We start from the raw sequence: 12,407 nt of genomic DNA, 5'->3' as shown, positions 1-12,407 counted from the left end.
AATCATCATGAACATCGCCGTAACGCCAATCAGCCGCGTGCGCGCCATCAACTGGAATCGCATCGAGGACGACAAGGATCTCGAGGTCTGGAATCGCCTCACCGGCAATTTCTGGCTGCCGGAAAAGGTGCCGCTGTCGAACGACATCCCTTCCTGGGCGACGCTGACGGCGGCCGAGCAGCAGCTGACCATTCGGGTCTTCACCGGATTGACGCTGCTCGACACGATTCAGAACGGAGTCGGCTCCATCAGGTTGATGGAGGATGCGGCGACGCCGCATGAGGAGGCAGTGCTTTCCAACATCTCCTTCATGGAAGCGGTGCATGCCCGTTCCTATTCCTCGATCTTCTCTACGCTGTGCTCGACGCCTGATGTCGATGATGCCTATCGCTGGTCCGAGGAGAATGAATTTCTTCAGCGCAAATCAGCGCTGGTCATGGAGCAATATGCCTCCGGCGACCCTTTGAAGAAGAAGGTCGCCAGCGTCTTCCTGGAAAGTTTTCTGTTCTATTCCGGCTTCTATCTGCCGATGTACTGGTCGAGCCGCGCCAAACTCACCAACACGGCCGATATGATCCGGCTCATCATCCGGGACGAGGCGGTGCACGGCTATTATATTGGTTACAAATTTCAGCGCGGGCTGGAACGGCTTTCCGAAGAGCGCCGTCAGGAGATCAAAGATTTCGCCTTCGACCTGCTGCTCGACCTCTACGATAACGAGGCGAGATATACCGAAGCGCTCTATGACGGAGTCGGACTGAGCGAGGACGTCAAGAAGTTCCTCCACTACAATGCCAACAAGGCGCTGATGAACCTCGGCTACGAAGCACTGTTTCCGGCCGAAGCCTGCAAGGTCAATCCGGCGATCTTGTCGGCGCTGTCGCCGAATGCCGACGAGAACCACGACTTCTTCTCCGGCTCGGGGTCCTCCTATGTCATCGGCAAGGCCGTGGCCACCGAAGACGAGGACTGGGATTTCTGAGACTTAATTGCAGTCTCCCCTTATCATTTGCTTCGCCATCGACCACATTCACGGAAAATGAATTCGGTGTTCGTCGGTGATGCGGCGTAGTGGGGTTTCGATGTCCTCTTTTTTGAACAAGGCCGGGGCTGCCGTTGAAACGGATGACGGCGCCTGGCCGATCCGCCGGAGGCGGATCCTCGACTGGCTGGTGAACGAGACGCGCGGCGAGCGCTTCATCGACAACATCCTGGTGGCAATGTGCGAGAAGCTTTTGGCAGCGGGGGTGCCGGTGGCGCGCGCGACGCTGCATTTCAGGACGAACCATCCGCAATGGATCGGCGCCCGCATCCTTTGGAAAGAGGGCATGGCGGAAGCGAAAATCGACACATTCGCCTATGGTGTCGAAACCACGCCGGAATTCTTGAAGAGCCCGGTTAACGCGATCCATCAGGGTGCGGAGGAGTTTCGCAAACAGTTGGAAGGTGCAGCCGAAGACGACGAAGATAGTCTCTTTCAGGAACTGCGCGACGACGGCCTCACGGAATACATCGCCTGGCCGATCGAGCATACTTTCGGAAAACGTCACGTCGTGACATTTTCCACATCTCGGCCGGGTGGTTTTACGGGCGAGCATACCGATTTCCTGCGCGATCTCCTGCCGGCGCTGACCCTGGTCAGCGAGATCAGGCTGAAGAACATCATGGCACGCACGCTGCTGCAGACCTATGTGGGACCGCACGCGAGCGAGCATATCCTGTCAGGTGTCACGACCCGCGGCAGCGGCGCGACCGTCGGCGCGGCCATCATGATCTGCGATCTGCGCGATTTCACGGCGATCTCCGATCTCTGGCCGCGTGATGACGTCATCCACCTGCTGAACGATTATTTCGACGCCATGTCGGATCCGATCGAACGACATGGCGGGGAAATCCTGAAGTTCATGGGAGACGGGCTGCTGGCGATCTTCCCGCTAGCCAAGGAGACGGCCTGCCTCGATCTGCTGCAGGCGATCCGCGAAGGGCAGGCGTCGATGGCCGAGCTGAACGAGGAGCACCTGCGCACGGGACGGGAACCGCTGCGCTACGGCGTCGGTGTGCATGTCGGCGACGTCATGTACGGCAATATCGGCTCGCGCCGGCGGCTGGATTTCACCGTCATCGGCCCGGCGGTCAATGTCGCCTCGAGGCTGGAAAGCCTGACCAAGGAGGTCAAGCGGCCGGTGCTCTTGTCGCGGGCCTTCGTCGAAATGGCGGGCTGCGCCAAAGACATGGACAGTCTCGGCACCTTCCCGTTGCGCGGGCTCGGAGAGCCTGTCGATGTCTTCGCTTTTCCGGAACCATAGCGGGCTCAGACGCCGCGCTTGTTTCCCCAAAGCAGCACGTGCAGCTGCGGCAGGACGCGCGGCGCAAACCATTGGTCGACTGTCACCTTCTCGACAAGCCAATGCATGCGATCCATCACGCCGTCGATATCGATGCGCGCGTCGTCGTCATCGGGGGGCGGCGGTGTATGGTTGCCCGGCTGAAGGTACAGGGGAATATAGGGATAGCGCTCGCCCGCCTCTCGGGCGAACGTATAATCGGCATCGTCGAAGACGACGATTTTCAAAGCGATCTCCGGTCCGCCGGCGGACAGCCGAAGACAATTGTCGACCTGCTCCCAGTCTGTCTGCATTCCGCTCGACGGCGGCTTGGGACTCAAGACCAGCGTATCGAGATCGCGAAACCAGTTCCGGGCGACACTTCCCTGGGTTTCCAGCGCGAAGCGGTATCCCTTGGCATGGCCGAGTTCGATCAGCGGCCCCAGCGGCTGGATCGCCGGATTGCCCCCCGAAAGGGAAACCGTCAGCGGTCTGCTTCCGGAAAGCCTGGTGACCTCCTGCCAGATCGCCTCGACGGACATCGGCATCCATTGATCCCTGAACGCGCTATCAACTGCATGAAGGCTATCGCACCAGGAGCAGCGATAGTCGCAACCGCCCGTCCTGACGAACACCGTCGGCAGGCCGATCAATGCGCCTTCGCCCTGTATGGTCGGACCGAAGATCTCGCTGACGCGGATGGTCTCCGCGCTCATGGTCTGTACTCCGCCCAGGTCTTCGGCGTTTCGCTGACGCGGACGGACGAAGTCTCGGGGAAGCGCTGCTTGCACCAGTCGTAGAAGTGCTTGGCCAGGAACTCGGAGGTGACTTTCGAATGACCGAACACCTCGTTCAGATGTCGATGATCGAGAGTCTCGTCGATATAGCTTTTGAGCGGCGAGAGGTCGTGATAGTCGCGAACGAAGCCGTCGTCATTCAGGGTTTCGGCAGAAAGTTCGATGACGACGATATAGTTGTGACCGTGGAGCCGGGCACATTGATGATTGGCCGGCAGATGATCCAACTGATGCGAGGCGGAGAGATGAAATTCCTTGGTGATGCGGTACATCAACGCACCTCCGTCGCGGCAAATTGCGACACCGCCGCTTTCCAGAAGTCGCGATCCTCGTATTCCGTCGGATCGGCGACACCGGCAAGGTGGAAGGCTTCGCGGCGTTCGACGCAGGTTCCACAGCGCCCGCAATGGAGAATGCCGCCCTTGTAACAGGACCAGGTTTCCGCGAAAGGCGTGCCGTGTTTTGCGCCATCGGCCACGATGTCAGTCTTGGAAATGTCGACATAGGGTGCGAGCAGCTTGACGCTGGCATAACCGTCCAGCGCTTCGTTCTGCATCCGCTGGAAAGCATCGATAAAGCCCGGCCGGCAGTCGGGATAGATGAAGTGATCGCCGCCATGCACGGCGACGGCGACCGCATCCGCTTTCTGCGCGGCGGCCAGGCCGAAGGCGATGGCCAGCATGATGGCATTGCGGTTGGGTACCACGGTGGCCTTCATGGTTTCCTCGGCGTAGTGGCCGTCCGGAACCTCGATATTGTCGGTCAGGGCCGATCCGCTGAGATGGCCGCCGATGGCGGCGATGTCAATAATATGATGGGGGACGGCAAGGCGCGCGGCGCATCGGGCGGCAAAGTCGAGTTCCTTGCGATGCCGCTGACCGTAGTCGAAGGAGACGAGACCGATAAGCTGCTCTTCCGCCGCCATCCTGTGGGCAAGCGAAACGGAGTCGAGTCCGCCGGAGCAGACGACGATGGTTTTCATATTTTGGATTCCCTTGTTTTGACCGGGTGGGCTGCGACCGGATTACACGCGCGCTTCTACGCCAAATTACGCTTCATGAAAACAGTTTTAGCGTTGACCGATCGGAAAGTTGATCTGCGGCGGCAGAAGAAGCTGCAAATTCTCAGCGTCGGGATTGTTGATGCGATGCAGCAGCATGCGGCCGAGATCCTCTCCCGCCGCTGTCAGATCCTCATGGATCGTATCGACCTTCGGCTGCAACTGAGTGAGAAGGCGCGATGTCTCCTTGGCGACAATATCGTAGTCGGCCGCGAGCGTCTGGCCGGCATCGCTCATGCCGCTGATGACGGCAAGCGCCGAAACTTCGCCGGGGCAGATGAAACCATCGGGAGCCCCCAGCGCGGCGGCGCGGCCGCGGATGAAGTCGCGCAGCACATCCGCCGGCGTGTCGAGATCGACGGTCTCGGGGATTTCATAGGCGACGCCGGCCTGCCGTACCGCCGTCATGAAGCCGTGCAGAATATGTTGGCAGAAGGTCAGCCGTTTCGGCGGCAGGATCACCGCCACCTTGGTGCGGCCCTTGGCGATCAGCCGGCGTGTCGCTTCATAGGCAAAGGTGAAGTTGTCGTAGTCGACATAGGGATGCGGCGTCGAAAATTCCGTGCGGCCGTGACAGATGAAGGGAAAGCCGGTTTCGAGCAACAGGCGGACGCGGGCATCAAGCGGCTCGGTCCGGGTGAAGATCAGCCCGTCGGCAAGGTGGTTGCGGATGATGTATTCGGCGGCTTCGACATTGGTTGTCGACAGGAAGTTCGGAGCGACGACAAGATGGTAGGACGTCTCTTTCAGCGCCTTGGCAATGCCGTACATGATCGAGGTGCTGAAGCCGACCACCTCCTCGTGGGAATCAAGCAGGATGGCGACGACGTTGGTGCGGCCTGTCTTCAGACGCTGCGCCGCCCGATCCGGGAGATAGCCGATTTCGCGGGCGATACGGTGCACCCGTTGGCGGGTCTCGAGCGAAATCTGCGGCGCATCGGAAAGCGCGCGCGACACCGTTGTCACCGCAAGGCCGGCGATCGTGGCGATCGTTCGCAAGGTCGGCTTGCCGCGCTTGGGCGTAATATCAACATTTTCGCCGCGATGCGGCCGGGACGGTTCGGTCACTCTAGGCTTTCCATGCTGGAATTGCCGATACAATAACATGATGACTCGGGTTCGCAATCTGAGGAATGAAAACGTTTTAAATTTTAACACCTCATTATCCTTTCGGATTATTTGACTATAATTCAACGTGTTATGCGAATAATATTTTTCTCGGGTGTCGAGAAAGGGCTTGACGACCAAAGGCTTATAACGTTTTAAATTGTTAACCGCGCGGAGGAGCGCGGCTTCATGCCGACCGCCGCAATGGCGGGACGCATCTGGTGGCGGGGAGGGTCCCGCCGCCGATTTCAAACGGGAGGAAATTCATGCGCAAGTTCATGAGCTCGGCAGCTGTCGCTGTCGTGATGCTGGCTGGTTTGGGTGCGGCGCAGGCTGCCGACGTGAAGGAAGTGCAGATGCTGCACTGGTGGACGTCTGGCGGCGAGGCGGCCGCGTTGAACGTCCTGAAGGAGGATCTGTCGAAGGAAGGTTTTGCCTGGAAGGACGTTCCGGTTGCCGGCGGCGGTGGTGATGCGGCGATGACGGCGCTGAAGGCGATGGTGGCGGCCGGCACCTATCCGACGGCCTCGCAGATGCTCGGTTATACCGTGCTCGATTACGCTCAGGCCGGCGTGATGGGCGACCTGACGGAGACGGCCAAGAAGGAAGGCTGGGACAAGTCGGTGCCGGCCGCACTTCAGAAGTTCTCCGTCTATGACGGCAAGTGGGTCGCCGCTCCGGTTAACGTGCACTCGGTCAACTGGCTGTGGATCAACAAGGCGGTGATGGACAAGATCGGCGGCAGCCAGCCGAAGACCTTCGACGATCTGATCGCCCTGCTCGACAAGGCCAAGACTGCGGGCGTCATCCCGTTGGCGCTCGGCGGCCAGAACTGGCAGGAAGCGACGATGTTCGATTCCATCGTGCTGTCGACCGGCGGACCGGAGTTCTACAAGAAGGCCTTCAACGACCTCGACGAGGAATCGCTGAAGTCGGACACGATGAAGAAGTCCTTCGACAACCTCGCCAAGATCGTCAAATACGTCGATCCGAACTTCTCCGGCCGCGACTGGAACCTGGCGACCGCCATGGTCATCAAGGGCGACGCGCTGGTGCAGGTGATGGGCGACTGGGCCAAGGGCGAATTCGTCGCCGCCAAGAAGACGCCGGATAAAGACTTCCTCTGCTACCGCTTCCCCGGCACCGAAGGCAGCGTCATCTACAACTCCGACATGTTCGGCATGTTCAACGTTCCCGAGGACCGCAAGGCGGCCCAGGTGGCGCTGGCGACCGCAACGCTGTCGAAGAGCTTCCAGTCGGCCTTCAATGTCGTCAAGGGTTCGGTCCCGGCCCGCACCGACGTACCCGACACCGACTTCGACGCCTGCGGCAAGAAGGGCATCGCCGACCTGAAGGCGGCCAACGAGGGCGGCACGCTGTTCGGTTCGCTGGCCCAAGGTTATGGCGCGCCTCCGGCGATCGCCAATGCCTATAAGGACGTCGTCTCGAAGTTCGTCCATGGCCAGATCAAGAGCTCGGACGAAGCCGTCACCCAGCTCGTCCAGGCGATCGACGACGCCCGCTGAGACGAGGCCGATGACAAGGCTTCCCCGCGTCTTCGCGGGGAAGCTTCAGTCCCCTGACGGATATGCGGGGGCGATCATGCGGGGACAGGCATGCTGGCCAGCCCCATGACGACATGCATGACGACATGCAGCGAGGAGATGCATTCCATGAGCACAGTTGCCACCACCGATCCGGTTCTGACGCCGGGGCAGGCGACGCCGACCTCGCTCAGGGGCCGGCTGCAGGATGCGCTGCCGAAGATCGTGCTGGCGCCGAGCTTCGTCATCACGCTGATCTTCGTCTACGGCTTCATCGTCTGGACGGCCTATCTCTCCTTCACCAATTCCAAGACCTTCCCCTCCTATCAGCTGACCGGCGCGCGCGCCTATCAGCGGCTGTGGCGCTGGACCTTCGAGAGCGACCCGCCGTCCTCCTGGTACACATCGATCACCAACATGGCGATCTTCGGCTTCCTCTATGTCGGCATCTGTCTGGCGCTCGGCCTGCTGCTCGCCATCCTGCTCGACCAGAAGATCCGCGGCGAGGGGTTGCTCAGGCCGATCTTCCTCTATCCGATGGCGCTTTCCTTCATCGTCACCGGGGTGGCCTGGAAGTGGTTCCTCGATCCCGGCCTCGGGCTGGAGCAGACCCTGCATCACTTCGGCTGGACGAGCTTCCACTTCGACTGGATCAAGAACAAGGACTTCGTCATCTATACCGTCGTCATCGCCGGTGTCTGGCAGGCGTCGGGCTTCGTCATGGCGATGTTTTTGGCCGGGCTTCGCGGCATCGACGGCGAGATCATGAAGGCGGCTGAGATCGATGGCGCCTCGCCTTTCCAGCTCTATCGGCGCATCATCATCCCGCTCTTGCGGCCGATCTTCCTGTCGGCCTTCATCGTGCTCGCGCATATGGCGATCAAATCCTACGACCTGGTGGTGGCGCTGACCTCAGGGGGGCCTGGCGGCTCGGCCTGGCTGCCGTCGAACTTCATGTATGAATACACCTTCAAGCGCAACGAGATGGCCGTCGGCTCGGCGAGCGCCATCATCATGCTGATGACGATCTCGGCGATCATCGTTCCCTATCTCTATTCCGAACTGAAGGAGAAGGCCCGATGAGCGGCGTCACCTCTGCCCTCGGCACGTCATCATCGGCAACGGCAGCCGAAGCAGCGGAGCGCGGCAACAGCGCCCGCTTTATCGGCCGCATCGTCATCTACGGCCTGCTGGTGATCTTCGCCATCCTCTATCTGATGCCGCTCTTCGTCATGCTGGTGACCTCGTTCAAGACGATGGACGAGATCCAGAACGGCAACATGCTGGCGCTGCCTGAGGCGCCGACCTTCGATCCCTGGGTCAAGGCCTGGGGCGAGGCCTGCGTCGGGCTGACCTGCGCCGGCATCAAGGGCTACTTCTGGAACTCGATCAAGATGGTGGTGCCGGCGGTCGTGATCTCCACCTTCTTCGGGGCGCTGAACGGCTATGTCCTGACCAAATGGCGTTTTCCCGGCCACACGCTGGTGTTCGGGCTGATGCTGTTTGCCTGCTTCATCCCGTTCCAATCGGTGCTGCTGCCGATGGCGACCATTCTCGGCTCGCTCGGCCGCTTCGGGGTGACGCTGCAGAACGCCACCGGCTGGAACTTCGGCTTCGGCAATTCGACGGTCAATCTGGTCTTCGTCCACGTCGTCTACGGCCTCGGCTTCACGACGTTGTTCTTCCGCAATTTCTACGAGGCGTTTCCGACCGAACTGGTGCGCGCCGCCCAGGTCGATGGCGCCAGCTTCTTCCAGATCTTCCGCCGCATCATGCTGCCGAACTCGCTGCCGATCATCGTTGTCACGGTCATCTACCAGTTCACCAACATCTGGAACGACTTCCTGTTTGCCTCGGCCTATGCCGGCACCGGCGATTCCATGCCGATGACGGTGGCGCTCAACAATGTCGTCAACACCTCGACCGGGGTGGTCGAATACAATGTCAACATGGCGGCGGCGATGATCGCGGCCGTTCCGACGCTCATCGTCTATATCCTCGCCGGCCGCTACTTCGTGCGTGGCCTGATGGCGGGCGCAGTCAAAGGGTAACCCATGGCTTTCCTGGAAATCTCCGGTCTCAGAAAGCGCTTCGGCGCCGTCGACATCCTCAAGGGTATCGATCTCGAACTCGAAAAGGGCGGCTTTCTCGTGCTGGTCGGCCCGTCCGGCTGCGGCAAGTCGACCCTGCTCAACACCATTGCCGGGCTGGAGACGATCACGTCAGGCGATATCCGCATCGACGGACGCGCCGTCAACGGCCTGCATCCCTCCAAGCGCGACATCGCCATGGTGTTCCAGTCCTATGCGCTCTATCCGAACATGACGGTGGCGGGCAACATCGCCTTCGGCATGGAGATGCGCGGCGTGCCGCAGGAGGAGCGCAAGCAGGCGATCGACAAGGTCGCCAAGGTGCTGCAGATCGGCCATCTGCTCGACCGCAAGCCGAGCCAGCTGTCGGGCGGCCAGCGCCAGCGCGTCGCCATGGGCCGGGCGCTGGTGCGCGATCCCAAGCTCTTCCTGTTCGACGAGCCGCTCTCCAACCTCGACGCGAAACTCCGCGTCGACATGCGCATCGAGATCAAGCGGCTGCATCAGGCGACCGCCAAGACCATCGTCTATGTCACCCACGACCAGATCGAGGCGATGACGCTCGCCACCCGCATCGCCGTGATGAAGGACGGCATCGTCCAGCAGTTCGGCACGCCGGCGGAGATCTACAACAATCCCGCCAACATGTTCGTCGCCGACTTCATGGGCTCGCCGGCGATGAACCTGGTGAAGGCCTCGGTCGAGAACGGCGCCGGCGGCCTTGCGGTCTCGCTCGAACGGCCGAACGCCGCCCCGCTGAGGCTTCCCGTCACGATGACCGGCAACGGCCTTTCCTCCTATGCCGGCCGGCAGGTGATCTTCGGCATCCGCCCGGAGGCGTTGACCGACCCCGACGGCGCCGACCGCAATGCCCGCTCGCTCACCGAAGGCGACTGCCTGATCGAGGTTGTCGAACCGGCCGGCTCCGACACCTTCGCCGTCACCAAGCTCGGCGGCAAGGAAGTCGTCGCGCGCCTGCGCGCCGATGCCGGCATCGCGCCCGGCCAGCACACACGCCTCGCCTTCAATCTCGACAAGGCCGTCTTCTTCGATCCGGAAACGCAGGCGCGGATCGCATAAGGTGGAGCGCCGTGCGTCCGCTAAGACGCGCCAAGGGCGCTCCATCTCGATTTCGGGTTATGCGTTAGGCGACGGCCGTTAGGTTGAGGGTCACCGGCGCGAAACGTGAGGAGACCGCTTCGACGGTGATTTCTCCCACCAGCCCCGTCGCCTCCAGCCAGAAGCCTGATGTGCCGCCCTGCAGCGGCACATTGGCTGGGCCGACGATCTTTGCCGGGCCATGCACCTTCAGCGAAATGCTGTCGTTCATGAACGGCAGGCGATTACCGCACTGATCGAGGGCACGGATGATGACACGCGTGCTGTCACGTTCGCGGGCTTTCAGCGTGCCGGCGTCGGCCACGATTTCCAGCGTCGTCGGCAAGGGATCGGCCGCCAGCCTCAGGCTGGCCACGGGCGTGCCGTCGATATAGCCGGTGAGGGTGCCGTCGATCCATTCGAGCCCCCAAGTGCCGAGCTCATCTGATGTGAAGTGCCGGTGGTCGAGCACAACAGGCGGATGCGGCAGGTGCGGGTAATTCTCCCGATCCGGACCGATACGTTTGCTGAGCCCGCCATATTGCAGTTCCACCTCGTCGCAATTGGTCAGGATGATCAGCGGCAGCACGCCGCCGATATTGCGCTCGCCGCGCGCCCAGAAGGTAACGGGCTTCATGACGATCTCTTCGGAAGGATCGCATTGGCTGATATAGGCATAGGCCGCGAATTTCGGTTCGCGGAACATGTCCATGACGCCGTGATAGCAAATGCGATCGCCGGAGCCGAAATCCTTGTGGGTATTGTAATCGAACATGCACCAGCCGATGGCGCCTGAGATATCCGGATCGCCGTAGGCGGCATTCAGCACTTCGAGGTGACGGCGCACATGCTCGGCCTGGCGCTGTTCCTGATCGTAGATCTTGGTCGGGTGCATATGGCCGTTGAACTCGGTGATGAGGTACGGCACCTTATGTGACAGCCCGGTATTTTCCTGCTGGGTGCGGAGCGCGGTGCGCGGGCGGTTGGAGCCCGGCAGTTCCTCGTTGCCGAGGATGAAGTCGTTCATCGTGTAGACGTCTTCGAGCAGCTCGCTTTCGGTGATGTAACGCACGCCGCCGGTCTGGCGGGTGCTGTCGAGCTCACGGGCCAAGCGGTTGGTCTCAACGTAGAAGTCGTGGCTATCCTGCGACTCGTTGATGCGCACGCCCCAGATGATGATCGAGGGATGGTTCCAGTCGCGCTCAATCATGCGGCGGACGTTCTCGATCGATTCCTTCTGCCAGTCGGCATCGCCGATATGCTGCCAGCCGGGGATTTCCTCGAAGACCAGGAGGCCAATTGTATCGCAACGGTCGAGGAACCATTTTGACTGCGGGTAATGCGAGGTGCGGACGATATTGCACTTCAGCACGCTCTTCATGATGTCGGCGTCGCGTTCCTGGGCGGAACGGCCGGCGGCGTAACCGACATAGGGGAATGCCTGATGGCGGTTGAGGCCGCGCAATTTCAGCGGCTTGCCATTGAGGCGGAAACCTTCGGGGGTGAATTCGGCGGTACGGAAGCCGAAACGGGTGGAGAGACGGTCGGAGCCGTGCTCGGTCCTGATTTCGACGGAGATTTCGTAGAGCGCTGGATTGCTAATGTCCCAGAGCGCGATGCCGGTGAGGCCGCCGAAGGAAAGTCGGGTTTGCTCGCCGATCGTTTCGGTCGCGGCGGTGGCGATCACGGCGCCGTCGGCCTGCTTCAGCGTGGCGGTGACCGTTGCAGAGAAATTGCGGCCTTCGGGATTGGCAATATCGACGCGGACGGTGGCGGATTTCTCAGGGGCGAGAACGTCTGATGTTTCGATCTTGAGCTTGCGGATCGAGACCGGGTCGGTGACCTTCAGCCAGACATCGCGGTAGATGCCGGCATAGGTCAGGTAATCGATGCGGCCGCCGAAGGGTGGAATGGCAGGATTTTCGCTGCCGTCGATTTTCACGGTCACGAGGTTTTCGCCCTTGACCAGCCTGCCGGTAAGGCGGGCCTCGAAGGGAGTATAGCCGTCCTTGTGGGCGATGATCTCCTCGCCGTTCAGATAGACGACGCTATCGGCCATCGCGGCGTCGAAGATCAGCGAAACCTCGCGGCCCTCGAATTCCGGCAGCCAGCGCAGCACCTTCTGATAGGTGAAGGCGCGCTGATAGCTCTTTTCATCGAAATAGTTAAAGGGCAGTTCGACGGCGGTGTGGGGCAGGCTGACCGGCTTGGCGGCATCGAAGTTTTCGAGCAGGCGCTGACCGAAGCCCTCGTGGAAACTCCAGCCCTCGTTGAAGGAAACGACGGAACGCATCTTAGGCTCTCCGGGTCGTAGCATCAGGAGCCGTGCGGCTCCCTTTGGCGCATGAAAATCGGATCATCGGGTATTCCTCCTTGATGCAATGAGG

General features: G+C 61.0%; 11 protein-coding genes. 6 read left to right on the top strand and 5 right to left on the bottom strand.

Going from position 1 to position 12,407, the window contains the following annotated elements; all coding sequences use genetic code 11:
• The first annotated feature begins 7 nt into the window (after nt 1-7).
• Nucleotides 8-982 (top strand): class 1b ribonucleoside-diphosphate reductase subunit beta, encoded by a 975-nt coding sequence (gene nrdF / locus NXC14_RS19750; RefSeq protein WP_085780203.1) that lies wholly within the window; start codon nt 8-10, stop codon nt 980-982.
• 100 nt (nt 983-1,082) lie between these two features.
• Nucleotides 1,083-2,306: an adenylate/guanylate cyclase domain-containing protein gene (locus tag NXC14_RS19745; protein ID WP_085780202.1), complete on the top strand. Its 1,224-nt coding sequence runs from the start codon at nt 1,083-1,085 to the stop codon at nt 2,304-2,306.
• A gap of 5 nt (nt 2,307-2,311) precedes the next feature.
• Here NXC14_RS19745 and queE read toward each other — a convergent pair whose 3' ends face one another.
• The 4 genes from queE to NXC14_RS19725 all read right to left on the bottom strand — a co-directional run bounded on the left by queE (nt 2,312) and on the right by NXC14_RS19725 (nt 5,249).
• Nucleotides 2,312-3,040, bottom strand: a complete 729-nt coding sequence (gene queE / locus NXC14_RS19740; RefSeq protein WP_085779582.1) for a 7-carboxy-7-deazaguanine synthase QueE — start codon at nt 3,038-3,040, stop codon at nt 2,312-2,314.
• On the bottom strand, nt 3,037-3,393 hold the full coding sequence (gene queD, locus NXC14_RS19735) for a 6-carboxytetrahydropterin synthase QueD (protein ID WP_085779581.1): 357 nt from the start codon (nt 3,391-3,393) through the stop codon (nt 3,037-3,039). The genes queE and queD overlap by 4 nt, the downstream gene beginning before the upstream one ends.
• Entirely contained in the window at nt 3,393-4,103 is a 711-nt protein-coding gene (gene queC / locus NXC14_RS19730; RefSeq protein ID WP_085779580.1) for a 7-cyano-7-deazaguanine synthase QueC, read from the bottom strand. The genes queD and queC overlap by 1 nt, the downstream gene beginning before the upstream one ends.
• Before the next feature lie 87 nt (nt 4,104-4,190).
• Nucleotides 4,191-5,249 carry a LacI family transcriptional regulator gene (locus tag NXC14_RS19725; protein ID WP_085779579.1) on the bottom strand — a complete coding sequence of 353 codons (1,059 nt, stop codon included), beginning with the start codon at nt 5,247-5,249 and terminating at the stop codon, nt 4,191-4,193.
• Between the two features lie 305 nt (nt 5,250-5,554).
• On the opposite strand from NXC14_RS19725, the gene NXC14_RS19720 reads away from it, so the two are divergent.
• The 4 genes from NXC14_RS19720 (at nt 5,555) to NXC14_RS19705 (ending at nt 10,002) form a co-directional block, all read left to right on the top strand.
• Nucleotides 5,555-6,814 carry an ABC transporter substrate-binding protein gene (locus tag NXC14_RS19720; RefSeq protein ID WP_085779578.1) on the top strand — a complete coding sequence of 420 codons (1,260 nt, stop codon included), beginning with the start codon at nt 5,555-5,557 and terminating at the stop codon, nt 6,812-6,814.
• Between the two features lie 147 nt (nt 6,815-6,961).
• Nucleotides 6,962-7,915 (top strand): sugar ABC transporter permease, encoded by a 954-nt coding sequence (locus tag NXC14_RS19715; RefSeq protein ID WP_085779577.1) that lies wholly within the window; start codon nt 6,962-6,964, stop codon nt 7,913-7,915.
• The gene (locus tag NXC14_RS19710) at nt 7,912-8,883 is read left to right on the top strand and encodes a carbohydrate ABC transporter permease (RefSeq protein WP_085777846.1); all 972 of its coding nucleotides are present in this window, start codon (nt 7,912-7,914) and stop codon (nt 8,881-8,883) included. The genes NXC14_RS19715 and NXC14_RS19710 overlap by 4 nt, the downstream gene beginning before the upstream one ends.
• A 3-nt stretch (nt 8,884-8,886) precedes the next feature.
• Nucleotides 8,887-10,002, top strand: coding sequence for an ABC transporter ATP-binding protein (locus NXC14_RS19705; RefSeq protein WP_085779576.1), 1,116 nt, complete (start codon nt 8,887-8,889; stop codon nt 10,000-10,002).
• Nucleotides 10,003-10,066: 64 nt separating this feature from the next.
• Here NXC14_RS19705 and NXC14_RS19700 read toward each other — a convergent pair whose 3' ends face one another.
• Nucleotides 10,067-12,313 (bottom strand): glycoside hydrolase family 2 TIM barrel-domain containing protein, encoded by a 2,247-nt coding sequence (locus NXC14_RS19700; protein ID WP_085779575.1) that lies wholly within the window; start codon nt 12,311-12,313, stop codon nt 10,067-10,069.
• Nucleotides 12,314-12,407: the final 94 nt, after the last annotated feature.

It is taken from the genome of Rhizobium sp. NXC14, from assembly GCF_002117485.1.
Taxonomy (GTDB): Bacteria; Pseudomonadota; Alphaproteobacteria; order Rhizobiales; family Rhizobiaceae; genus Rhizobium.
This window is presented reverse-complemented; position numbering and strand designations above follow the sequence as displayed.

Excerpts from the sequence above, each read along its gene's own strand:
- nrdF (WP_085780203.1), top strand. The coding sequence starts at position 8 with ATGAACATCGCCGTAACGCCAATCAGCCGCGTGCGCGCCATCAACTGG.
- NXC14_RS19745 (WP_085780202.1), top strand. The coding sequence starts at position 1,083 with ATGTCCTCTTTTTTGAACAAGGCCGGGGCTGCCGTTGAAACGGATGAC.
- queE (WP_085779582.1), bottom strand. The coding sequence starts at position 3,040 with ATGAGCGCGGAGACCATCCGCGTCAGCGAGATCTTCGGTCCGACCATA.
- queD (WP_085779581.1), bottom strand. The coding sequence starts at position 3,393 with ATGTACCGCATCACCAAGGAATTTCATCTCTCCGCCTCGCATCAGTTG.
- queC (WP_085779580.1), bottom strand. The coding sequence starts at position 4,103 with ATGAAAACCATCGTCGTCTGCTCCGGCGGACTCGACTCCGTTTCGCTT.
- NXC14_RS19720 (WP_085779578.1), top strand. The coding sequence starts at position 5,555 with ATGCGCAAGTTCATGAGCTCGGCAGCTGTCGCTGTCGTGATGCTGGCT.
- NXC14_RS19715 (WP_085779577.1), top strand. The coding sequence starts at position 6,962 with ATGAGCACAGTTGCCACCACCGATCCGGTTCTGACGCCGGGGCAGGCG.
- NXC14_RS19710 (WP_085777846.1), top strand. The coding sequence starts at position 7,912 with ATGAGCGGCGTCACCTCTGCCCTCGGCACGTCATCATCGGCAACGGCA.
- NXC14_RS19705 (WP_085779576.1), top strand. The coding sequence starts at position 8,887 with ATGGCTTTCCTGGAAATCTCCGGTCTCAGAAAGCGCTTCGGCGCCGTC.
- NXC14_RS19700 (WP_085779575.1), bottom strand. The coding sequence starts at position 12,313 with ATGCGTTCCGTCGTTTCCTTCAACGAGGGCTGGAGTTTCCACGAGGGC.